Source organism: Streptomyces sp. NPDC058257, from assembly GCF_042881845.1.
GTDB lineage: Bacteria > Actinomycetota > Actinomycetes > Streptomycetales > Streptomycetaceae > Streptomyces.
In genome coordinates this window covers 81306-102671 of sequence record NZ_JBHVXJ010000008.1, presented here as the reverse complement: position 1 = coordinate 102671, position 21366 = coordinate 81306, and the positions used below count along the sequence as shown (strand labels likewise).

The 21366-nt window shown below is 71.5% G+C and carries 15 protein-coding genes and 1 pseudogene; 8 read left to right on the top strand and 8 right to left on the bottom strand.

Annotated elements, in window-relative coordinates; translation table 11 throughout:
• Positions 1-191 precede the first annotated feature (191 nt).
• Together pepN and ACFVXC_RS20665 are read left to right on the top strand one after the other, a co-directional pair.
• Complete coding sequence (pepN, locus tag ACFVXC_RS20670; protein WP_389907087.1) at positions 192-2759, top strand: aminopeptidase N; 2568 nt, start codon at positions 192-194, stop codon at positions 2757-2759.
• Between the two features lie 98 nt (positions 2760-2857).
• Positions 2858-3537: pseudogene (locus ACFVXC_RS20665) on the top strand (ABC transporter ATP-binding protein); the annotation flags it as partial.
• 356 nt (positions 3538-3893) lie between these two features.
• Here ACFVXC_RS20665 and ACFVXC_RS20660 read toward each other — a convergent pair.
• The 3 genes from ACFVXC_RS20660 to ACFVXC_RS20650 all read right to left on the bottom strand — a co-directional run bounded on the left by ACFVXC_RS20660 (position 3894) and on the right by ACFVXC_RS20650 (position 7453).
• On the bottom strand, positions 3894-4799 hold the full coding sequence (locus tag ACFVXC_RS20660) for a LysR family transcriptional regulator (protein WP_389907085.1): 906 nt from the start codon (positions 4797-4799) through the stop codon (positions 3894-3896).
• 51 nt (positions 4800-4850) lie between these two features.
• The gene (locus ACFVXC_RS20655; protein WP_389907083.1) at positions 4851-5807 is read right to left on the bottom strand and encodes a DMT family transporter; all 957 of its coding nucleotides are present in this window, start codon (positions 5805-5807) and stop codon (positions 4851-4853) included.
• Between the two features lie 197 nt (positions 5808-6004).
• The gene (locus ACFVXC_RS20650) at positions 6005-7453 is read right to left on the bottom strand and encodes an FAD-dependent monooxygenase (protein ID WP_389907081.1); all 1449 of its coding nucleotides are present in this window, start codon (positions 7451-7453) and stop codon (positions 6005-6007) included.
• Positions 7454-7552: 99 nt separating this feature from the next.
• On the opposite strand from ACFVXC_RS20650, the gene ACFVXC_RS20645 reads away from it, so the two are divergent.
• Positions 7553-8143 (top strand): TetR family transcriptional regulator, encoded by a 591-nt coding sequence (locus tag ACFVXC_RS20645; protein ID WP_389907079.1) that lies wholly within the window; start codon positions 7553-7555, stop codon positions 8141-8143.
• Between the two features lie 131 nt (positions 8144-8274).
• Here ACFVXC_RS20645 and ACFVXC_RS20640 read toward each other — a convergent pair whose 3' ends face one another.
• The 3 genes from ACFVXC_RS20640 to ACFVXC_RS20630 are packed head-to-tail and all read right to left on the bottom strand — an operon-like array spanning position 8275 to position 11027.
• Positions 8275-8514, bottom strand: a complete 240-nt coding sequence (locus tag ACFVXC_RS20640) for a hypothetical protein (protein WP_389907077.1) — start codon at positions 8512-8514, stop codon at positions 8275-8277.
• 20 nt (positions 8515-8534) lie between these two features.
• Positions 8535-10781: a 4-alpha-glucanotransferase gene (malQ, locus tag ACFVXC_RS20635; RefSeq protein ID WP_389907075.1), complete on the bottom strand. Its 2247-nt coding sequence runs from the start codon at positions 10779-10781 to the stop codon at positions 8535-8537.
• Positions 10782-11027, bottom strand: coding sequence for a hypothetical protein (locus tag ACFVXC_RS20630; protein ID WP_389907073.1), 246 nt, complete (start codon positions 11025-11027; stop codon positions 10782-10784).
• Positions 11028-11431: 404 nt separating this feature from the next.
• Between ACFVXC_RS20630 and ACFVXC_RS20625 the strand changes: the two genes are divergently transcribed.
• From ACFVXC_RS20625 to ACFVXC_RS20615, 3 genes are all read left to right on the top strand, one after another.
• Positions 11432-14446, top strand: a complete 3015-nt coding sequence (locus ACFVXC_RS20625; protein WP_389907071.1) for a beta-N-acetylglucosaminidase domain-containing protein — start codon at positions 11432-11434, stop codon at positions 14444-14446.
• Positions 14447-14539: 93 nt separating this feature from the next.
• Positions 14540-16066 carry a hypothetical protein gene (locus ACFVXC_RS20620; RefSeq protein WP_389907069.1) on the top strand — a complete coding sequence of 509 codons (1527 nt, stop codon included), beginning with the start codon at positions 14540-14542 and terminating at the stop codon, positions 16064-16066.
• Positions 16063-16515 carry a hypothetical protein gene (locus ACFVXC_RS20615; protein WP_389907067.1) on the top strand — a complete coding sequence of 151 codons (453 nt, stop codon included), beginning with the start codon at positions 16063-16065 and terminating at the stop codon, positions 16513-16515. Before ACFVXC_RS20620 ends, ACFVXC_RS20615 begins: the two co-directional genes overlap by 4 nt.
• 105 nt (positions 16516-16620) lie before the next feature.
• Here ACFVXC_RS20615 and ACFVXC_RS20610 read toward each other — a convergent pair whose 3' ends face one another.
• Positions 16621-17157: an HNH endonuclease gene (locus ACFVXC_RS20610; protein WP_389907065.1), complete on the bottom strand. Its 537-nt coding sequence runs from the start codon at positions 17155-17157 to the stop codon at positions 16621-16623.
• 266 nt (positions 17158-17423) lie between these two features.
• On the opposite strand from ACFVXC_RS20610, the gene ACFVXC_RS20605 reads away from it, so the two are divergent.
• Positions 17424-18503 carry a mechanosensitive ion channel family protein gene (locus ACFVXC_RS20605; RefSeq protein ID WP_389907063.1) on the top strand — a complete coding sequence of 360 codons (1080 nt, stop codon included), beginning with the start codon at positions 17424-17426 and terminating at the stop codon, positions 18501-18503.
• 49 nt (positions 18504-18552) lie between these two features.
• Here the strand turns inward: ACFVXC_RS20605 and ACFVXC_RS20600 are convergent, their stop codons facing one another.
• Entirely contained in the window at positions 18553-19851 is a 1299-nt protein-coding gene (locus tag ACFVXC_RS20600) for an alpha/beta hydrolase family protein (RefSeq protein WP_389907061.1), read from the bottom strand.
• 275 nt (positions 19852-20126) lie between these two features.
• Here ACFVXC_RS20600 and ACFVXC_RS20595 point away from each other — a divergent pair, with 275 nt between their 5' ends.
• Positions 20127-21305, top strand: a complete 1179-nt coding sequence (locus ACFVXC_RS20595) for an ROK family protein (RefSeq protein ID WP_389907059.1) — start codon at positions 20127-20129, stop codon at positions 21303-21305.
• The last annotated feature ends 61 nt before the right edge of the window (positions 21306-21366 follow it).

The window sequence follows — 21366 nt, the reverse complement described above, 5'->3', positions numbered from 1 at the left end:
GGCAATCGTCTGGGTCCCATGAACGCTCCCCCCGGGGCGTGAGCCGACGCGCGGATGCTAGCGGCACGACAGCCTGCGAACAATGCCGCCCGGCGGCCGGTGGCCGATGCCCCGCCATGCCCGTGGATCCACGTGGAAGGATGGCTGGAAACGCCACAAGTCGTACCTGACGTTCCTGAGGAGATGACCGCGTGCCCGGCACCAATCTGACCCGCGAAGAGGCGCAGCAGCGGGCGAAGCTGCTCACCGTTGACTCGTACGAGATCGATCTCGATCTCTCCGGCGCCCAGGAGGGCGGCACCTACCGGTCGGTGACCACGGTGCGCTTCGACTCCGCGGAGGCGGGCGCCGAGACCTTCATCGACCTCGTCGCCCCGGCGGTCCACGAGGCCGTACTGAACGGCCGTCCGCTGGACGTGGCCGCCGTCTTCCGTGACTCGCGCATCGCCCTCAACCACCTGGAGGCGGGGCCGAACGAGCTGAAGGTGGTCGCCGACTGCGACTACACCAACACGGGTGAGGGACTGCACCGGTTCGTCGACCCGGTCGACCAACAGGCCTATCTCTACACGCAGTTCGAGGTTCCTGACGCGCGCCGCGTTTTCGCGTCCTTCGAACAGCCCGATCTCAAGGCGACGTTTGGGTTCACCGTGAAGGCGCCGTCCGGCTGGACGGTCATCTCGAATTCGCCGACCCCCGAGCCCAGCGGTGATGTCTGGGTCTTCGAGCCCACGCCGCGCATCTCGACGTACATCACGGCGCTCATCGTCGGTCCGTATCACTCGGTCCACAGCTCGTACGAGGGTCCTGGCGGCCAGTCGGTTCCGCTCGGCATCTACTGCCGCCCCTCGCTCGCGGAGTTCCTCGACTCGGACGCGATCTTCGAGGTCACGCGGCAGGGCTTCGACTGGTTCCAGGAGAAGTTCGACTACGCGTACCCCTTCGCCAAGTACGACCAGCTCTTCGTGCCGGAGTTCAACGCGGGCGCGATGGAGAACGCGGGCGCGGTGACCATCCGCGACCAGTACGTGTTCCGTTCGAAGGTGACGGACGCGGCGTACGAGACGCGCGCGGAGACCATCCTCCACGAGCTGGCCCACATGTGGTTCGGCGACCTGGTGACGATGGAGTGGTGGAACGACCTCTGGCTGAACGAGTCGTTCGCCACGTACACCTCCATCGCCTGCCAGGCGTACGCGGAGAACTCGCGCTGGCCGCAGTCCTGGACGACGTTCGCCAACTCCATGAAGACATGGGCGTACCGCCAGGACCAGCTGCCGTCCACGCACCCGATCATGGCCGACATCCAGGACCTCGACGACGTCCTGGTCAACTTCGACGGCATCACGTACGCGAAGGGCGCGAGCGTCCTCAAGCAGCTCGTGGCGTATGTCGGCGATGACGAGTTCTTCCGGGGCGTGCAGGCCTACTTCAAGGCGCACGCGTTCGGGAACACGCGGCTGTCCGATCTGCTCGGCAAGCTGGAGGAGACCAGCGGGCGCGACCTCAAGACCTGGTCGAAGAAGTGGCTGGAGACGGCGGGCATCAACGTCCTGCGCCCTGTCGTGGACGTCGACACGTCCGGCAAGATCACGTCGTTCGCGGTGAAGCAGGAGGCTCCCGCGCTCCCTACGGGCGCGAAGGGCGAGCCGACGCTGCGCCCGCACCGGATCGCGATCGGCCTGTACGACCTCGACGGCGACAGCGGCAAGCTCCTTCGCACGGACCGCGTGGAACTGGACGTCGACGGCGAACTGACGTCGGTGGACGAGCTGGTGGGCCGGGCGCGTCCCGCGGTGATCCTCCTGAACGACGACGACCTCTCGTACGCGAAGGTCCGTCTCGACGCGGAGTCGCTCGCGTTCGTCACCGAGCACATCGGTGACTTCGAGGCGTCACTGCCGCGTGCCCTTTCGTGGGCGTCGGCGTGGGACATGACGCGGGACGCGGAACTCCCCACCCGGGAGTACCTCTCCCTCGTCCTGTCCGGCATCGCCAAGGAGTCGGACATCGGGGTCGTCCAGTCCCTGCACCGCCAGGTCAAGATGGCCCTGGAGCTGTACGCGGCCCCCTCCGGACGCGAGGAGGCGCTCACCCGCTGGACGGACGCGACGCTCTCGCACCTGCGCTCGGCGGAGCCCGGCAGCGACCACCAGCTGGCGTGGGCACGGGCGTTCGCGTCGGCGGCGCGTACGGACGAGCAGCTGGACCTCCTGGAGGAGCTGCTCTCCGGGAAGCAGTCGATCGAGGGCCTCGCCGTGGACACGGAGCTGCGCTGGGCGTTCGTGCACCGGCTCGCGGCGACGGGACGGCTCGACGAGGCCGGCATCGCGGCGGAGCTGGAGCGCGACAAGACGTCCGCGGGCGAGCGGCACGTGGCGGCGGCGCGTGCGGCGCGGCCCACCGCGGAGGCGAAGGCGGAGGCCTGGGCCTCGGTCGTGGAGTCCGACAAGCTCCCGAACTCGATCCAGGAGTCCGTCATCGGCGGCTTCATCCAGACCGACCAGCGCGATCTCCTCGCCCCGTACACGGACAAGTTCTTCGCGGCGGTCAAGGGCGCGTGGGACTCGCGCTCGCACGAGATGGCCCAGCAGATCGCGGTGGGCCTCTACCCCTCGCTCCAGGTGTCGCAGGCGACCCTGGACGCGACGGACGCGTGGCTCGCCTCCGCGGACCCGTCGGCGGCCCTGCGGCGCTTGATCACGGAATCCCGTGCGGGCGTGGAGCGCGCGCTGCGGGCGCAGGCGGCGGACGCGTAGCGCTCCCGTAGTTCAGGACACGGCCCACCCGGTTGCCCCAGGGCGACCGGGTGGGCCGTGTCAGGGGCCGTGTCAGGGGCCGTGGCCACGGTGGGGACATGAAGAATTCGGCGATCGCAGTCACAGGGCTGCGCAAGGCAGACGGCGACAAAGTCGTGCTCGCCGGCATCGACTTCGATGTCGCCGCGGGAACGGTCTACTCCATGCTCGGCCCGAACGGTGCCGGCAAGACGACCACGGTGAACGTACTGGCGACGCTGCTCAGAGCCGACGCGGGGACGGTGCGCGTCGCCGGGCACGACGTGGCGACCGCGACCAGGCAGGTGCGCGCGTCCATCGGCGTGACCGGTCAGTCCGCAGCGGTGGACGAGCTGCTTTCGGGCCGGGAGAACCTGCGGCTGATGGCGGACCTCAAGCGCGTGCGCTCCGGCGACCGGGTGGTCGCGGGGCTCCTCGAACGGTTCGATCTGGCGGAGTCGGCGGACAAGAGGACGGCGACCTACTCCGGCGGTATGCGCCGGAAGCTGGACCTGGCGATGACGCTGGTCGGCAACCCGCGGATCACCTTCCCGGACGAGCCGACGACGGGCCTCGACCCGCGCAGCAGACGCACGATGTGGGGAATCGTCGCGAGTTGGTCGCCGAGGGCACCACCGAGGAGCTCAAGCGCCAGATCCCCGGCACCCACGTCCGGCTCCGGTTCGCCGAGCTCCACGAACTCGACGTGGCGGCGCGGATTCTGACCGGGTCCACGCGGGACGACGAGGAGCTGGTCGTATGGAGTGACGCAGCGCAAGGCGAAGGAAGCCAAGGAGAAGATGCGGAAGATCCGGCAGCGACGCAGGAAGCGCTGAGTCTCGCTGACATCCACGGCTGACATCAACAGCGGCAGACGCTGGCGCTATCCCACGTCCCAGGACGACCGGCGGAGCTGGTCAGATGCGCTGCCAAGCCGAGCGGTGACCGCACTCCGGCTTCGGGACCGCACGAGCCCGTACGGAGGCCGCACCGAGGCGAGGCAGGGCTGAGGCCGACACACATAGAGGCCACACACAGGCCCCAGCAGGCAGAACCGAGGCCGCACCAGCCCGCGCAGATGCCGGAGGGCCCGCACGCAGGCCCTCCGATCGTCCCTCAGCGAGGCCCCGCCGCCCCCCGCAACGCCCCCAGCACCCTGCCCACCGCGGCGCCCCCCGCCGCCCCGCGACGCACCGCCGCCACCACATGCCGCCGCGGCCGGTCCGCCGCCAGCTCCCGCATCGCCACGTCGGCACGGCGGACCGCCGCCATCCGCGGGACGAGGGCCACCCCCATCCCCGCCTCCACCATCGCGAGGATCGCCGTCCAGCCGGAGGCGGAATGCGCCTGCTCCGGGGTGAACCCGGCCCCCTCGCACGCCGCACGCGTGATCTCCGACCAGGGACCGCTTCCCCCGAAGATCCACGGCTCCCCGGCCAGATCCGCGAGCCGGAGCCCCTCGGCCACCGCCAGCGGATGGTCGCCGGGCAGCGCCACGTCCAGCGGATCCGCGAGGAGCGACTCCCGCGTGAAGCGCGTGTCGGCGTCCCCGGACACCGGCGCCGTCACCGCCAGGGAGAGGGCGACGTCCACCTCGCCCGCGGCAAGGAGCTCGTACGCCTCCGCCGCCTCCGCCTCACGCACCCGCACCGAGATCCCGGGCGCCGCCGCCCGCAGCTCCCGCACCGCGGGGACCACGAGCGCGGGCACCGCGGTCGAGAAGGCGCCGACCCGCACCTCCCCCGCCTCGCCCTGCGCGTACGCCGCCAACTCCGCGTCCGCACGCTCCAGCTGGGCGAAGACCGCTTCCGCGTGCCGCAGCACGAGATGCGCCGCGTCCGTGAGGCGGACCCGCCGCCCGTGCGCCTCCAGGAGCGGCACCCCCAGCTGCTTCGCGAGGTTGGACAGTTGCTGCGACACCGCCGACGGCGTCATCTGCAGCGTCCGCGCCGTCGCCGTGACCGTGCCCCGCTCGCTCAACGTACGCAGGATCTGCAGTTTCTTGATGTCCCACTCGCTCATGGAGTCAACGTACCGACTGGTCAGGAGAGGTGATCCCACGGGACGCGCCCCCTACTTCGTACGCGCCGCGCCGAGCACGACCCCGCCCAGGATCAGCCCCATGCACATCACCCGCAGCCATCCCATCGCCTCGTCGAGCAGCGCGAAGGAGAGCAGGGCGACGCACACCGGCTGAAGGTAGTAGACGACCCCGGCGCGGGCGGCGCCGATGATCGAGATCGCCTTGTTCCAGGCGAAGAAGGCGACCGCGGACGAGACGACACCGACGTACAGGAGCGGGGACACCGTCCCGAGGGTGGGCTCGAAGCCGCCCTGGAGCACATAGCTGGCCACGAACACCGGAAACAGCATCAGCGCGCCGAGTGTGAACGTCGCGAAGAGGAACGGCAGTCCGCCGATCCCGGCCGGCTTGCGCTTGAGCAGCGCGCTGTACGAGCCGAAGGCGACGGCGCCCGCGATCACCCACAGGTCACCCACCGCGAAGTCCATGGCGAGAGTTCCCCCGGAGACCAGGACCAGGACGCCCGCGCAGGCGATCAGCATGCCCGTCACACGGCGCGCGCCGAGCTTCGCGCCGCCGAGTCGTTCGTACACCGCCATCAGGACCGGCGACGCCGCCATGATCATGCCCATGTTGCCCGCGGTGGTGGTGACGCCCGCCTGGTTGACCAGCGTGTTGTAGATGGTGACGCCGAGCAGGGAGGCGAGGAGCAGGAAGCGCAGGTGCTGTCGGAGCAGGGCCCGCTGCCGCCATGTCTGCCGCGCCGCGAACGGCGCCACCACCGCGATCGCGATGACCCACCGCCAGAACGCGTGCTGAATGGGCGGCACGCTGTCGGCCAGGGCACGTGAGGTGACGAAGCTGCCCGACCAGACGACGGTGGCGAGTGCCGCGAGGGCGAGGCCGATGCCTATGGGGCGTGTGGCCCGGTGCGGCTCGCTCGCCGCCGCCGGGGCCGGCGCGTTCGACGCGGCATGGGTGGAGGTCGTCCGGTCCAGGACCGTCACTGATATCCCCTGTCTCTCTCCCGATGGCCCGGGAAAACACGATCCCCGCCGAGGTGGTCACCACCCGGCGGGGATCTCTTGGCTGATCTCTTGGTTGGCTGCGTGGCTACCGTCGCACCCCCACACCCATCAGGTCCATCGAATCTTTCCGAGACTTCTTTTAAGGTCAGCTGAACAGTAAGCCTCGTGGGTCGCCGTCAGGCAGCCGCGCCCCACTCTCCCAGCGCCGCCCGCACCGCGCCCGCGTCCGCCTCGTCCGCGGCCCACGCCACGTACCCGTCAGGACGGACGAGGACGGTCGTACGCCGCCCGCTCGTCCAGTGCGTCACGACGGCACGCCCCGCGCCGTACTCCGCGTCCGTGCCCTCCGGGACGATCAGCACGAACTCACCCCCGCGCAGGACCTCGTAGAGCCGCCCCTCCTTGAGCGCGATGTCCGGAGCGCGGTGCCCGGCCAGGCGGTGGGCGCCCTTCGGGGCGGGGTAGCTGTAGCCGATGCCGGTGAGCTTGCCCATCACCTTGTCGCGGACCGGGCGCGCGGCCCCGATGAAGGACGCGAGGACGGCGCGGCCCGCGCGCGACCACGGGCGCTTGACCATCGCGAGCCGCACGATCCCGCCGCTGCTGCGCAGGACCGCCTTGCCGATGGGGTGCCGCTCGGACTGATAGGTGTCCAACAGGCCCTCCGGCGCACGGCCGTTGACCGCCGCCACCAGCTTCCAGCTCAGGTTCACGGCGTCCTGGAGGCCGGTGTTCATGCCCTGACCGCCCGCCGGGGTGTGGACGTGCGCCGCGTCCCCGGCGAGGAAGACCCGCCCGACCCGGTACGCGGGCGCCTGGCGCTCGTCGCTGTGGAAGCGGGACATCCAGCGGGCGTCGTGCATGCCGTAGTCGCGGCCGAGCGCGAGCCGGGTGATCTCCTTGACCTCTTCGAGATCGAGGGGCTCACTGTCGGGAACGTCGTGGGCGCGGTTCCAGCCGATGACGCGGTAATAGCCGTCGGCGAAGGGCGCGATGAAGGCGAAGGCGTCACCGGCGGCGTTCACGGTGAGGACCGACGCGGGCTTCTCGGCGAGCTTCACGTCGGCGAGGACGAGCGAGCGGATCGCGGACTTCCCGGGGAAGGGCAGGCCGATGGCCTTGCGGACGGGGCTGTGCAGTCCGTCGGCGCCGACGGCGTACGCCGCCCGTCGCGTGCTCGACTCGCCGCCGGGGCCCCGGACTTCGAGAGTCACGCCGTCCGCGTCCTGGGTGAGTCCGGTGACCTCGCTCTCGTACCGGAAGTCGACACCGGCCGCGATCGCCCGCCGTTCGAGAACTCGCTCCACCTCGTACTGCGGCAGGACGAGGACGTGGTTGTAGCGCGAGGGCAACTTGCCGAGGTCCACGTCGAGGCGGGCGAAGAGGCGCAGGCGGTCGAGCGGCCTGCCCATGGCCTCCAGTTCGTCGGCGAGGCCGCGCGCGTCGAGCTGTTCGAGGGTGCGGGCGTGCAGCACCAGGGCGCGCGAGAGGTTGCTGATCCCGTGCGGCCGCTTTTCGAGGAGGGTGACGGGGACGCCCGCGACCGCCAGGTCCCCGGCGAGCAGCAGCCCGGTCGGGCCGGAGCCGACGACGATCACAGTGTCCTGGGTCTGGGTTCCGTTCATGGCGGCCTCCCTGTGCCAACAGCTGTTGGTCAACGCTTGTTGGCTAACGTAGAACCACCGCCATGGACTGTCAACACATGTTGGCCTACGCTTGTTGACATGACGGAGAACGCACCCGATCCAGTGACCGCGGCACCACCCCGCCGCTCCGACGCGACCCGCGGCGCGATCCTCGCCGCGGCCCGTGAGCGGTTCGCGGCCGACGGCTATGAACGGGCCACCATCCGCGCCATCGCCAAGGACGCCCGGATCGACCCGTCGATGGTGATGCGCTATTACGGCAACAAGGAGGGCCTGTTCGCCGCCGCCTGCTCCATCGATCTGCGCCTGCCCGATCTCGCCACGGTGCCGCGCGAGGACATCGGGCGCGCCCTGGTGAGCCACTTCCTCGACATCTGGGAGAACGACGGGGTGCTGACCGCGATGCTCCGCGTCGGCATCACGAACACGGCGGGCGCCGAGCGTATGCAGGGCATCTTCAGGGACCAGCTGCTGCCGGTCGCGCGCCGCGTCTGCCCCGATCCCGCCGACGCGCCGAAACGGGCGGGGCTCTGCGCCTCGCAGATCCTCGGCATGGCGCTGACCCGCTATGTGCTGCGGTTCCCGCCGGCGGTCGCACTGTCCGGCGAGGAGATGGCGCAATGGCTCGGGCCGACGGTCCAGCGCTATCTCACGGCCGAGCGGCCATGAGATACGTGCCGTACCCGCCGCACCCGCCACGACATGCGTAGGGGGCTCTTGACCGGCGTACGCAACGCATGCGCACGCGCCGGTCAAGAGCCCCCTACGGAGAACTCAGGAAGTGAAGCGGGAAAGCGGCGTCAGCCCTGCTTCTGCTGCTTGCGGGACTTGTCACCGACCATGACGAGGCCCGCGATCACCAGGAACAGCACGATGGGCGCCACGACATAGAGACCCAGCGTCTCGACCACGCTCAGGCCCGGACCCGGGTCATCACCGTCGTCCTGCATGTACGCGAGCGCGGGGGACGACATGAGCAGCATCATCAGCGTCGTACCGGAAGCCAGGGCACCGGCGCGCAGAGCGTTCTTCTTGTCCACGGTGCCAACGTAGCGAATGGCTAAACGGGCCGCGCGCCCGGGGGTGCCGTACGGGGCCGTCGGCGTGCGCGGAACACGTCCGTGAACACCTCCATGAACGCGTGCAGGCGCGGTGACGCGGCGAGTTCCTCCAGGGTGAGGGGGCGGCCTTCGGCATCGGCGATCGGCAGCCGCCAATTGGGGTACTGGTCCCAGGTGCCGGGGAGATTCTGCGGGCGCCGGTCACCGACCGCGTCCGGCAGCCATACGCCGATCATGCGGGCCGGGGTGGCGCGCAGGAAGCGGTGGACGGCGCGGATCTCCTCCTGCTCGTTCCCACCGCCGCCGGGCAGCATCCCGAGCCGGGAGAGCAGCCCGAGCCACTCCCACACGTCGGCCGCGGCCTCGGTCTGCTCCACGGCCGCCGGGCGGGTCAGCAGACCGAGCCGGTCGCGGAGTTGGACGTGCTCGCCGCTGAGCCGGGCCGCTGTGGACGGCAGGTCGTGGGTGGTGGCGGTGGCCAGGCAGTCCGCGCGCCACCGCTCGGGCGGCAGCGGCCGTCCCGTACCGGCCCAGTCCCGCTCGAACCAGAGCACGGATGTGCCGAGCACGCCGTGCCGCTGCAGGGTCTCGCGGACACCCGGTTCCACGGTGCCGAGGTCCTCACCGATGACGAGGGCGCCCGCGCGGTGCGCCTCCAGGGCGAGAACGGCGAGCATCGCCTCGGCGTCGTAGTGGACATACGTTCCCTCGGTGGGCGCGCGGCCCTCCGGGACCCACCAGAGCCGGAAGAGCCCCATCACATGGTCGATGCGGATCGCGCCCGCGTGCCGGAGCAGTCCGCGCAGGAGGGCGCGGTAGGGGGCGTATCCGGACTCGGCTAGGCGGTCGGGGCGCCACGGCGGAAGGCCCCAGTCCTGGCCGCGCGCGTTGAACGCGTCCGGCGGGGCGCCGGCCGACATGCCCGCGGCGAAGTGCCGCTGCTGCGCCCAGGCGTCGGCCCCGGCCGGATGTACACCGACCGCGAGGTCGTGCACCAGGCCGATGTCCATGCCCGCGTCGCACGCGGAGCGCTGCGCGGCCGCGAGCTGGGCGTCGGTGAGCCAGGCGAGACGGCAGTGGAAGTCGACACGGTCCATCAACTCGCGGCGGGCGCGGGCGGTTCGGGGCGAAGCGGGGTCGCGCAGGGGGGCGGGCCAGGTGTGCCAGTCGGGGCCGTAGCGCTCCGCGAGCGCGTACCAAGTGGCGTGGTCCTCAAGGGCTTGGCCGTGCTCGGCGAGGAAGTCGTTGTAGGCGGCGCCCCGTCCGGGGCCGAGCGGGACCTCGTGCATCAGCTCCAGGGCCTGGAGCTTGAGCTCCCAGACCGCGTCGCGGTCGATCAACTGGCCCTGCTGGAGCACGGACTCGCGCAGCGCGGCGGCCCGGCGCGTGAGGTCGGCCGCCTGGTCGCGGGCCGCGCCTTTCAGGTGCGCGTACTCGGGAATGTCCTCGACCCTCAGATGGACGGGGTCGGGGAAGCGGCGCGAGGAAGGGCGGTAGGGAGAGGGGTCGGACGGCCCGTCCGGCGGCTTCGGCACCGCCGCGTGCAACGGGTTGACCTGTACGAATCCCGCGCCCAGGGCGCGCCCGGACCAGGCGGCGAGCTCGGCCAGGTCACCGAGGTCGCCCATGCCCCAGGAGCGGTGGGAGAGCAGGGAGTAGAGCTGGACGAGCATCCCGTACGTGTTCTCGCGCGGGGGCGGCAAGTGGTTCGGGGCGACGACGAGGTGGGCGGTGGCCGTGTGGGCGTCCGGGGTCTCGGCTCGAAGCTGGTGAACGCCCGGCGGCAGCGCCCGCGCCCGATCATCCGGCGTCTCCCACTCCAACCGCTCCCCCCGCTCCGTCTCCACGGACAGCCTCGTGCCCGGTGGCAGGCCGGACCAGGGTGGGGGCGCATCGGGGCCGCCCTGCCACACCACCACCGTCGGCGGCAGCAGCTGGTCGCTCAGCTCCGTCTCACGGGCCGTGAGGGCGCGCCGCACCGTCTCGGGTGTGCTCGCGTCCACGTCGAGGGCGGCCAGGGCCGCGATCACCGCGGCGTCGGTGGCCGGAACCGTTCGGTCCGGTGACGGGGAGTAGGACGTCGCCACGCCGTGCAGGGCGGCAAGACGGGAAAGTCCGGTGGAGCTGGTGGGGCCGGTGGGGCCGGTGGAGCTGGTGGGGCCCGCGGGTTCGATGGGTCCAGTGGATCCGGTCAGTCCGGTGGGCTCAGTGGGGCCGGTGGGACCGGTAGCTCCGGGTGGGGCCATCTAGACCCCCATGTAGTCCAGGCCCGACGCGGTGCCGGTGGAGGTCGGCTCGCTGGTCAGCGGGGCGGCGTCGGCGAGCGGGGGCTCGCTGGTCAGGGGTGCGGCGTCGGCCAGCGGGGGCTCGCTGGTCAGGGGCGGCTCCAGGCAGCCGCAGGAGCAGGAGCCGTCGAGTCCGGAGTCGGGACCGGAGACCTGTTTGGAGAGAGCGGAGAGAAGCATCGTGGAAGCGGGCACGTGAGGCTCCATTGTCAGGGGGCAGGACGGGTCTTCGGCAGCAGCCCTACCCCGAAAGCGGGTTCGCAGACATATCCGTTGCATGAACGTGCGCGTACTCACATTCGTTTCCCCGAGTGGGGGCATAGACGCAAGATCTTCCTTTTCCCCTGTTCCGCCCCTTGCCGCATCCAGGGCCACCCATCCGGCCCATCCGACCCCTCCAGCACCTCCCCCCTCCGGCACGCGCGTGCGAACTCCACACCCGTTGACACCCGAGCCACGCGAGTGATGGGCTCGGTGACACCCTGAGACGACTCATGCACCAAAAGTGATCACCAGTCCTCATCAGTCCCCACCAGACCCATCAGGCCCCACCCGACCCATCAGGCCCCACCCGACCGATCAGGACGAGGGACCGAGCCGAGGAGAGTGCCGTGCAGCTGCGGCGCAGGAAGGGCGCGGTGGCCATCGCCGTCGCCGTCATCGCCGGCACGCTCGGTGGCGCTCCGGGCGCTGTCTCCGCCCCCGGCGTCCCCGGAAAGCCCGGCACCCCGGCCACGTCCCCGGACGACGACCGGGAGACCGACGGCACCCTCCCGCCGGTCTGGCCCCGCCCCCAGTCGATGAGCATGAGCACGGCAGGGGCTCCGGTCACCGTCACCGACGAGGTCGTCCTGGTCACCGGCCGGGCCCCGGACCCGTACGCCATGGATGCCCTTCGCGCCCTCCTCGGCGACGCGGGCGCCCGCGGGATCACCGAGGTGAAGGACGGTGAACCGCTCCCCGCGGGCAGCGGGAACCTCGTCATCCGTACCGAAGGCGCCGGTGCGGACCAGGCGCTGCGCGCCCTCGGCGCCCGCGACCGGCGCGGCCTCCCGTCCGGCGGCTACCGCCTCGCGGTGGGCCGGATCGGCGGCCAGGACACCGTCGCCCTCGCGGGCGTGGGCGACGACGGCCTCTTCCACGGCGTACAGACCCTCCGCCAGCTGGTCACCAAGCGCGGCGAGAAGAACACCGGCAACACCCGTCCGACCATCCCCGCGGTCCAGATCCGCGACTGGCCCGGCACCGCGGTCCGCGGCATGACGGAGGGCTTCTACGGCACCCCGTGGACCCGCGAGCAGCGCCTGGACCAGCTGGACTTCATGGGCCGCACGAAGCAGAACCGCTATCTCCACGCCCCCGGCGACGACCTGTACCGCCAGGCGCGCTGGCGCGAGCCCTACCCCGCCGACCAGCGCGCCGACTTCCGCGCCCTCGCCGAGCGGGCGGCGCGCAACCACGTCACGCTCGCCTGGTCCATCGCCCCCGGCCAGGCCATGTGCATGTCGTCCGAGAAGGACATCAAGGCCCTGAACCGCAAGATCGACGCGATGTGGGCCCTTGGCGTGCGCGCCTTCCAGCTGCAGTTCCAGGACGTCAGTTACAGCGAGTGGCACTGCCAGGCGGACGCCGACGCCTTCGGTTCGGGGCCCGAGGCCGCCGCGAGGGCCCAGTCCCGCGTCGCCAACGCCGTCTCCGCGCACCTCACCGAGCGCCACCCGGACGCGAAGCCGCTCTCCCTCATGCCCACGGAGTACTACCAGAACGGCTCCACCAAGTACCGCGACGCCATCGCGGACCGCCTCGACCACGGCATCGAGGTGGCCTGGACCGGCGTCGGCGTGGTCCCCAGGACCATCACCGGACGTGAACTCGCTGGCGCCCGCGCCGCGTTCGGCGACCACCCGCTCGTGACGACGGACAACTACCCCGTCAACGACTTCGCGGAGGACCGCGTCTTCCTCGGCCCGTACACCGGCCGCGAGCCCGCCGTGGCCACCGGCTCGGCGGCGCTGCTCGGCAACGCCATGGAGCAGCCGTCCGCCTCCCGCATCCCGCTGTTCACCGCCGCCGACTACGCCTGGAACCCCCGCGCCTACCGCCCGCACGAGTCCTGGCTCGCCGCGATCGACGACCTGTCGGGCGGCGACAGGAAGACACGGGGCGCCCTGCGCGCCCTCGCGGGCAATGACGCGTCCTCCGTGCTCGGCGCCGACGAATCGGCGTATCTGCGCCCGCTCATGGACGACTTCTGGCGCGCGCGTACGACGACGGACACCGCCCGCGTCAGGAAGTCCGGGCAGGCACTGCGGGATGCCTTCACCGTCATGAAGGAGGCACCGCGACGCCTCGCCGACAGTGGCAGTGGCAGTGGCAGTGGCAGTGGCAGTGACAGTGACATCTACGGCGAATTGCGGCCCTGGGTGACGCGGTTGGCGCGCTACGGGAAAGCGGGCGAGACGGCGGTCGACATGCTGCGCGCGCAGTCCACCGGCGACGGAGCGGCCGCCTGGCGCGCCTCGCGCACCCTGGCCGGGCTCCAGAGGGACCTGCGGGCGGCCGGTCAAGTCACCGTCGGCAAGGGCGTCCTGGCCCCCTTCCTCACGCGCTCGCAGAAGGCGTACGGGGCATGGGCGGGGCTCGACAACGAGCAGGCGTCGGACCGCGCGACGGTCCGCGTCCCCCGCGCCCGCCCCCTCACGGCGGTGACCGTGCTGACCGACCCCGGCACCAAGGGCGGCATCGAGGCCCACGTACCCGGCGACGGCTGGCGCCGCGTCGCCGCCCTGTCCGGCACGGGCTTCACCGAGGTCAGGCCCGAGCCCGAACCCGATGGCTCCGGCCCCCGCGCCGACGCCGTCCGCGTCAAGGTCTCCGAGGGCACGGTCCGCCACGTGGTCCCCTGGTACGCCGACTCCCCCGACGCCCGCCTCTCCCTGTCCCGCACCGAGGCCGACGTGGAGATCGGCGGCGGCCCGCGGCGGGTCACGGCGAAGCTGACGTCCCTGCGCCCGGGCGACGTACAGGGCAAGGTCACGGCGAAGGCCCCCGAGGGCGTCGAGGTGCGCACCCCCGAGAGGTCCACGCTGCCGCGCGGCACTCAGGTGGACGTGCCCGTCGACGTCACCGTCCCGGCGGGCACGCGCTCGGGAACGTACGAGATTGAGCTCGCCTTCGGCGGCCGGAGCAGAACGGTCTCGATCCGCGCCTACCCGCGCACCGCGGGACCCGACCTGGCGCGCGGCGCGAAGGCGTCGTCGTCGGGCGACGAGACGAAGGACTTCCCGGCGTCGGGCGCCAACGACGGCGACCCCAGGACCCGTTGGTCCTCGCGGTATGAGGACGGCGCCTGGTGGCAGATGGAGCTCACGGAGCCGATCAGGCTCGGTCAGGTCGTCCTGCGCTGGCAGGACGCGTACGCGGCGGGCTACCGCGTACAGACGTCCGCCGACGGCAGGACCTGGCGCACGGCGGCGACCGTGCAGGACGGCAAGGGCGGTCGCGAGGCGGTCCGCATGGACGCCCCCGACACCCGCTACGTCCGGGTGCAGGGCGACAGGCGGGCCACACGTTTCGGCTACTCCCTCTGGTCGGTGGAGGCGTACGCGGTGGCCGACGCCAGGTAGACGGCCTGTGCGTCAGCAAGACGCCCGCGCGACTTGCCAGTTGGCCCGTCGGGCGCGCGATGATGGAGGTGAGGCCTCACCGGGGGGATCGACATGCGATCACTGGCGCACCGACCGGATGCGCGGCGCTCGTGTGCCGTTCTGCTGTACGAGGGCGACGTCGAGCGACCGGACGCCTATCGGCACCGGCCCGGTCACGAGGACGACCCGTACGAGCGGGAGCGCCGTGAACGCGAGCGGTACGAGCAGGAGCGCCGTGAACGCGACCCGTACGAGCGGGAGCGGCGTGAACGCGAGCGGTACGAGCAGGAGCGCCGTGAACGCGACCCGTACGAGCGGGAGCGGCGTGAGCGCGAGTGGTACGAGCGGGAGCGGTACGAGCGGGAGCGGTACAACCAGTTGGGCGGCGACCGGCGCTCGTCGTCCAGTCCTCCCCGGCCTGCCCCTTCTCCCCCTCCTCCCCCCGCCACACTGGCCGTCCGGGACTCCCTGACCCGCTGGCCCGACAGCCTCTTCCGCACCGAGCCCGGCCGTGTCGTCGCGCTCGACATCACCTTCCCGGACAGCTCGTACAGGCTCCACGAAGCCGTCCGCGGCACGAGCGATCTGCTGCTCGTCCACTACACGGGCGTCCTGGATGTCAGCGACCCCCACGACCGGCCGCCGGGCAGGTCGGGCGGCCTGTCGTTCGCCCCTCTGTTCGATTTGGTCGGGCTGACCCGGGCCCGGCACATCGTCGTGGTCCTGGAATCGGACCGGCCGGACCAGGTACCGCCGGTGGCGGTATTCTCCCGTCGGTACGAAGAGCTGATGTGGCACTTCCGGGGCCGTCTCACGCTGATCGTCACCAACCCGGACCGCTGGTCTCCCCGGCCGTTCCTGACCGACGCGCTCGCTGCCGAGGCCCCCCTCTCCGCGCGCACGCTCGCCGCCCACCCGCGGGCACGCGTCCTGATGCGGGCGAACGGCCGCGACGTACGGCTGTCGGGGCCCGCACGGCGCGGCGGCCGGGAGCCGCTGCCGGGCCACCGCGCCCGTGACCACGCACTCGCCGTCACCCGCTCCTCACTCACCAAGGCCCGCGAGTCCACCGCCTCCGCGCTGTCCGCCGCCGCGCTGCCCGCCCTCCTCCTCATGGCCTTCGCGGTGATCACGGTCGGCCTCTACGCCCTGCTCAGGGCGTTGCCGCCGATGCGGGGGACGTGGGGGGCCGCCGCGCTGCTCGGCCTGTGGGCGGTGCTCGTCGTCATCGGGATCGTCGGCGCCAGGCTGCGGAGGCCGCCCGCCCGCGCCCGCCCGCCCGGCGCCGCGTCCACGTCGTCACCCGCGCCCCGGCGCCGCGCCTTCATGGACGGCGTATGGGCGGCGTGGGGATTCTCCGGACCCCTGACGGACCGACCCCTGACGGACACGGCAGGTCGCCCCCGGCAGCCGGCCCCGGACCCCCCGCGCCCCACCCGTGAGGAGGCCCGGGCCACGGTCGAACGTTCCCTGAACGCCCTGTACGCCAGGCTGCCGGTGCCCCAGCTGCAAGCCCCGGCCCCACCCGCGCCTCCCCCGCCCCCGTCCTCATCACACTGGCCCTCGCACTCGCCCGACAACAACGGGACCACTCCATGACCGCCCCCGTCCCACCCCGATCACCGGAGCCGGAGAACCCTCCGGAGCCGGAGAAGTCCCCGGAGCCCGCAGCGCAACCCGCACCTGGTGAGTACCGCGAGCTGCCGTCGGGCGAGCAGATGCGAATCTGGAACGATCTCGTGTCGGACTCGGCCGAGCGCATGCTGTCGCTCGTCGAGCAGGAATTCCAGATGAAGAACAAGCTCGTCGACCAGCGGATACGGGACGCCGAGCACAACCGCCGTCTCGACCTGGTCAACGTGTGGTTCCGGGCGGCGGGCCTGGTGACCGGCATGGTCCTCGGCGCGGGCGGGATCGTGGGCTACCTCTGGATCGCCAAGTACTGCGTCGACCACGGAGCGGCGGGGGCGGGCGCCGGGCTGCTCGGCGGTGGTGTCGCGGCGCTGGCAGCCGTGATCACGGCCGTACAGCGGCGTAACGGCTCATGACATGTGGCCGGAGCGGCTCATGACGTGGAGCCGGAGCGGCTCAAGACGTGTGGCCGGAGCGGTGCGGACACCGACGCTCCGGCCACGCGTAAAAGCCCGGATCTCTCAGGCGGAAATGCCGTCGATCCGGGCCATCGCGTCGTCCGCGCCGAACGGCTGCAAGTACGGCAGCCAGCGCGGATCCCTATGCCCGGTCCCGATGATGCGCCACGCGAGGCCCGAGGGCGGCGCGGGCTTGTGACGCAGGCGCCACCCCAGCTCCAGGAGGTGCCGGTCCGCCTTGGTGTGGTTGCAGCGGCGGCAGGACGCCACCACGTTCTCCCAGGCGTGCGGGCCGCCACGGCTCTTCGGAATGACGTGGTCGACGCTGGTTGCGACGCCACCGCAGTACATGCACCGACCGCCGTCGCGGGCGAAGAGCGCCCGCCTGGTCAGAGGAACGGGCCCCCTGTAGGGGACCCGGACGAACCGCTTGAGGCGGACCACGCTGGGTGCGGGGACAGTGCGCGTTGCGCTGTGCATGAAGGCGCCGGATTCCTCGAGGCAGAGAGCCTTGTTCTCCAGGACGAGGACGAGCGCGCGGCGGAGCGGTACGACGCCCAGAGGCTCGTACGACGCATTGAGGACCAGGACGTGCGGCACGGATGCCTCCTATTACGCCGGCGGCGCGTGGCTCGCGCCGGGACGATCTGTAGCCAGTCTCCCCTCATGCCTGGTCCAAGCGCCACCATGTACCGGTAACGGGCTCGGAGTGTTTTCGACCACAGATGTACAACACCCTCATCTTCCCCAAGTGAGCACTGTCTCTCCCTCGAACATCACAACGATCCACACACAATGCCCCGTTAGTGTGGTGACTCTGCCCGGTGCATCTCCTGGGCAGGCCGCTATGCCTGGAGGTACCTGCCGTGTTCCTGTCCGTCCTGTCAGCAGCCGGAACGGACCCGGACGACAAGACGACGCCGAAGCCCCCGACCTTGGAAGACGCCCAGGAGCACGCGACGAACGCCGCGAGCTGGGTCGAGCAGAACTGGTCGGCGTGGCTGGGCATCGGGCTCCGCATCCTGCTGATCGTCGCCGTCGCCGTCGTCCTTCGTGTGGTCATCCGGCGCTCGATCACCAAGCTCATCGAGCGCATGAACCGCACGGCGCAGTCCGTGAACGGCACGGCGCTCGGCGGCCTCCTCGTGAACGTGGAGCGCCGCCGCCAGCGCTCGCAGGCCATCGGCTCGGTACTGCGCTCGGTGGCGTCGTTCCTGATCCTGGGCACGGCCGCGCTGATGATCCTCGGCACATTCCAGATCAACCTCGCCCCACTGCTCGCGTCGGCGGGTGTGGCGGGTGTGGCGATCGGTTTCGGCGCCCGCAACCTCGTCACGGACTTCCTCTCCGGCGTCTTCATGATCCTGGAGGACCAGTACGGCGTCGGTGACTCGATCGACGCGGGCGTGGCCTCCGGCGAGGTGATCGAGGTCGGCCTGCGCGTCACCAAGCTGCGCGGCGACAACGGCGAGATCTGGTACGTCCGAAACGGCGAGGTCAAGCGCATCGGCAACCTCAGCCAGGGCTGGTCAACGGCGGGTGTCGACGTCACCGTCCGCCCGGACGAGGACCTGGAGAAGGTGCAGGCGACGCTGATCGAGGTCGGCGAGTCCATGGCGAAGGACGAGCCGTGGAACGAGCGCCTCTGGGGCCCGGTCGAGGTACTCGGCCTTGACAGCGTGCTGCTGGACTCGATGGTCGTGCGGGTCTCCGCGAAGACGATGCCGGGCAACGCCCTGGGCGTGGAGCGGGAACTGCGCTGGCGCATCAAGCGGGCCTTCGACGCGGAGGGCATCCGCATCGTGGGCGGCCTCCCCCTCCAGGCGACGGAGGAGGCGCCCGACCCGTCAGCAGGCATGGCGGCCCCCTCCGCGTACGCGTCCTCGACTTCCCCGCAGTCCCTCGCGGCGTCCCCGATAGCACCGCCGCCGAACCTGGCGAAGTAGCGGTACGGCCCATCGTGCTGTCCGGACGGACGGACGGACGGGCGGCGGGTCAGGGTGAGTGGAAGGCGACCTCCGGGTTGGCGTTCGACGGGCCGTCGAGGACGGATCGGTGTCGGGCCTTGAGGTGCTGGTCGAAGAAGGCTGTGACGTATTCGGTGGTGATCTCGCCCGAGCGTTTGCCGGACAGCGGGGCCGAGGGGTCGGTCATCCCCAGCTGACCACCGAGTACCGGCATGTCGGTGAAGGTGAGGTGTCCGGAGCCGGCGACCGTGAGCCAGCGCTTCCAGCCGTGCAGGCGCCGCCACTCGCGTGGCCAGGTGACGTCGTCGGTGCGGGGACTGTGGCCGTTCCGGGTGCCGAGCATGAGGACGGGGCGGCCGGTGCCCGCGGCCGGGACCGGCGCGAAGAAAGTGCCGTCCAGGTTGGCCGCCGCACGGATTCGGCGGTCGGTGCCGGCGGCTGTGGTCGCCGCGTTTCCGCCGAGCGAGTGGCCCGCGGCGCCGATCCGCCGGGGGTCGATCAGGGCCCGGTAGTCGGGGTGCCGTCCGTCGTCGGTGCGGGATCGTCCGGTCAGCGCGTCGATGACGTAGGAGATGTCCGCCGCCCGGTTCCTGGCCGCCTCGGCCAGTGCCTTCTTCTCTCCCGCGTCGCCGTGCGGCGCTTTCTCGACGTTCTCGCAGGCGACGCAGGTGAGCGTCCGGGACGACTCCCCCTTGCCGGGGAAGACCGTTCCGAAGGACTCGTACGCGTGGTCGACGAGTGCTACGAGGTAGCCCTGCGACGCCAGTTCCTCCGCGAGGCCGGTCAGCGTGGCGCGGTGCAGGGTGAAGCCCGGGGAGAGGACCACGAGCGGATGTCTGCCCTTGGCCGGGCGGGCGGCTGACCTGGCGTTCGTCCGTACGGAGGCGACCTGCTCGGCGTCGAACCGCTCGTCCAGCTTCTGCCCTTTCAGCAGCAGTCCGGACTCCTTGACCGACAGATACGGCGCCCCGGCTCCAGCGCCGCCGCGCTGGGCCGGATAGAAGACGGACACCATCAGCTCGCGGGCCCCTGCCGATGGCACCCACAGGTCGCGGCGGCTCGCGTCCACGAGGTGGAGGGTGTCCCGTCCGACGCCGTGAGGCCCTGACGGGCGCGGTAGGGACGGTCCGGCTTCGCGTTCCGCCGCGGAAGCGGGGCGGTGCGAGGAGTGCGAGGAGTGCGAGGACGAGCCGTCGGCGCAGGCCGCGGCTGTCGGAGCGAGGAAGGTGAGGGCCACCAGGGCTGCGGCGGCCCTGCATCGGGTGCGGCTGCCCATGCGGTTGCTGATGCGGCTGCTGCTGCTGATGCGGCTGCTGCTGATGATCATGGCTGTGAGCGTAGGAATCGCGGGTGGCGTCCGGCACCGGCGAAAGTGCGGAGCGCCCCATGACTTTCGTCCATGTCGCGAGCGGGAAGCACCCCGTGCAACGCCCCGCCCCCGCAGATAACGACTTGGTTGCCGCGGGGGCGTGCGCTATTGACGCCTCATTCACGCCAGCCGTACGGTCCTCACGAATTGGAAAGTTTCCTAACAGTTAGTGGGACAAGCACCGACCGGTGCCCGGCCGCTAACCTTCGGGCAGCCGATAGGCAGGTGTCGTCATGGCAGCAGCAAGCAGCACCCCGGGGACCCCGGGCACGCCCAGCGTCCTGCGCGCCATGAACGACCGGGCGGTGCTCGACCTGCTCGTCGTGCACGGGCCGCTCACCCGTACCCGCATCGGTGAGCTGACCGGACTCTCCAAGCCCACCACCTCGCAGTTGCTCGGGCGCCTTGAAGCCGCCGGCCTCGTGCACACCACCGGCAGCCTCAGCGGACGGCCGGGACCCAACGCACTGCTGTACGAGATCGACCCGGGCGCCGCACATGTCGCCGCCCTGTCCGCCGACCCCACCGGGATCACCGCGCTCGTCGCCGACATCACCGGCACCGTCATCGGGCAGGCGCGCGTCGAGGCGGAGGCCGTGGCCGAGGATGTGCGCCGCCGCACGGCACAACTGGTCACGGAGGCCGTCGACGAGGCGCTGCGCCAGGCGGGCCTCGGCCACGACGACCTGCGGGCCGCGGTGATCGGCACGCCCGGCGCCATCGACCCGCACACCGGAGAGCTGCGGTACGCCCCGCACCTGCCGGGCTGGCACTCGCGGACGCTGCGCGACGATCTCGCCGCCGTCCTCGGCACGCCCGTCGACATCGAGAACGACGTGAATCTGGCCGCCGTCGCCGAGCAGTACGAGGGCGCCGCCCAGGACAACGACAACTACGTCCTCACCTGGCTCGACGACGGCGTCGGTGCCGCCATCGTGCTCGGCGGCACCCTGCTGCGCGGCGCGACCGGCGGCGCGGGCGAGATCGGCTACATGCCGCTGCCCGGCGCTCCCCTGGCGCACGGCGGCCCCGAGGCGACCCGGGGCCCCGACGGGGGAGGCGGCTTCCAGAGCCTCGTCTCCGCGCCGGTCGTCAAGCAACTCGCCGGCGGCGCGGCCACACTGGCCGACGCCTTCGCCGACGACACCGTGCTCAGCGAGGTCGCACGCCGTCTCGCCACCGGTATCGCCGCGGTCGTCGCCGTCGTCGACCCCGAACTCGTCGTGCTCTCCGGCTCCGTGGCCCAGGCGGGCGGCGACAAGCTGCGCGCCAGGGTCGAGGAGGAGCTGACCGGGCTCGCACTGCCACGCCCCCAGATCCGCATCAGCGAACTCGACGGCGACCCGATCCTCACCGGCGCCCTGCGCTCCGCCCTCACCCAGGCCCGCGACCAGGTCTTCGACACGGCCTGACGCACAGCCGTCCGAACCACCCCTCCCCGCACCGCAACTCCCCTCCCCCGTAAAGGAAGTC

Coding starts and splice junctions, on each gene's coding strand:
- ACFVXC_RS20660 (WP_389907085.1), bottom strand. CDS start 4,799: ATGAGCGAGTGGGACATCAAGAAACTGCAGATCCTGCGTACGTTGAGC.
- ACFVXC_RS20650 (WP_389907081.1), bottom strand. CDS start 7,453: ATGAACGGAACCCAGACCCAGGACACTGTGATCGTCGTCGGCTCCGGC.
- ACFVXC_RS20645 (WP_389907079.1), top strand. CDS start 7,553: ATGACGGAGAACGCACCCGATCCAGTGACCGCGGCACCACCCCGCCGC.
- malQ (WP_389907075.1), bottom strand. CDS start 10,781: ATGGCCCCACCCGGAGCTACCGGTCCCACCGGCCCCACTGAGCCCACC.
- ACFVXC_RS20630 (WP_389907073.1), bottom strand. CDS start 11,027: ATGGAGCCTCACGTGCCCGCTTCCACGATGCTTCTCTCCGCTCTCTCC.
- ACFVXC_RS20620 (WP_389907069.1), top strand. CDS start 14,540: ATGCGATCACTGGCGCACCGACCGGATGCGCGGCGCTCGTGTGCCGTT.
- ACFVXC_RS20615 (WP_389907067.1), top strand. CDS start 16,063: ATGACCGCCCCCGTCCCACCCCGATCACCGGAGCCGGAGAACCCTCCG.
- ACFVXC_RS20600 (WP_389907061.1), bottom strand. CDS start 19,851: ATGATCATCAGCAGCAGCCGCATCAGCAGCAGCAGCCGCATCAGCAAC.
- ACFVXC_RS20595 (WP_389907059.1), top strand. CDS start 20,127: ATGGCAGCAGCAAGCAGCACCCCGGGGACCCCGGGCACGCCCAGCGTC.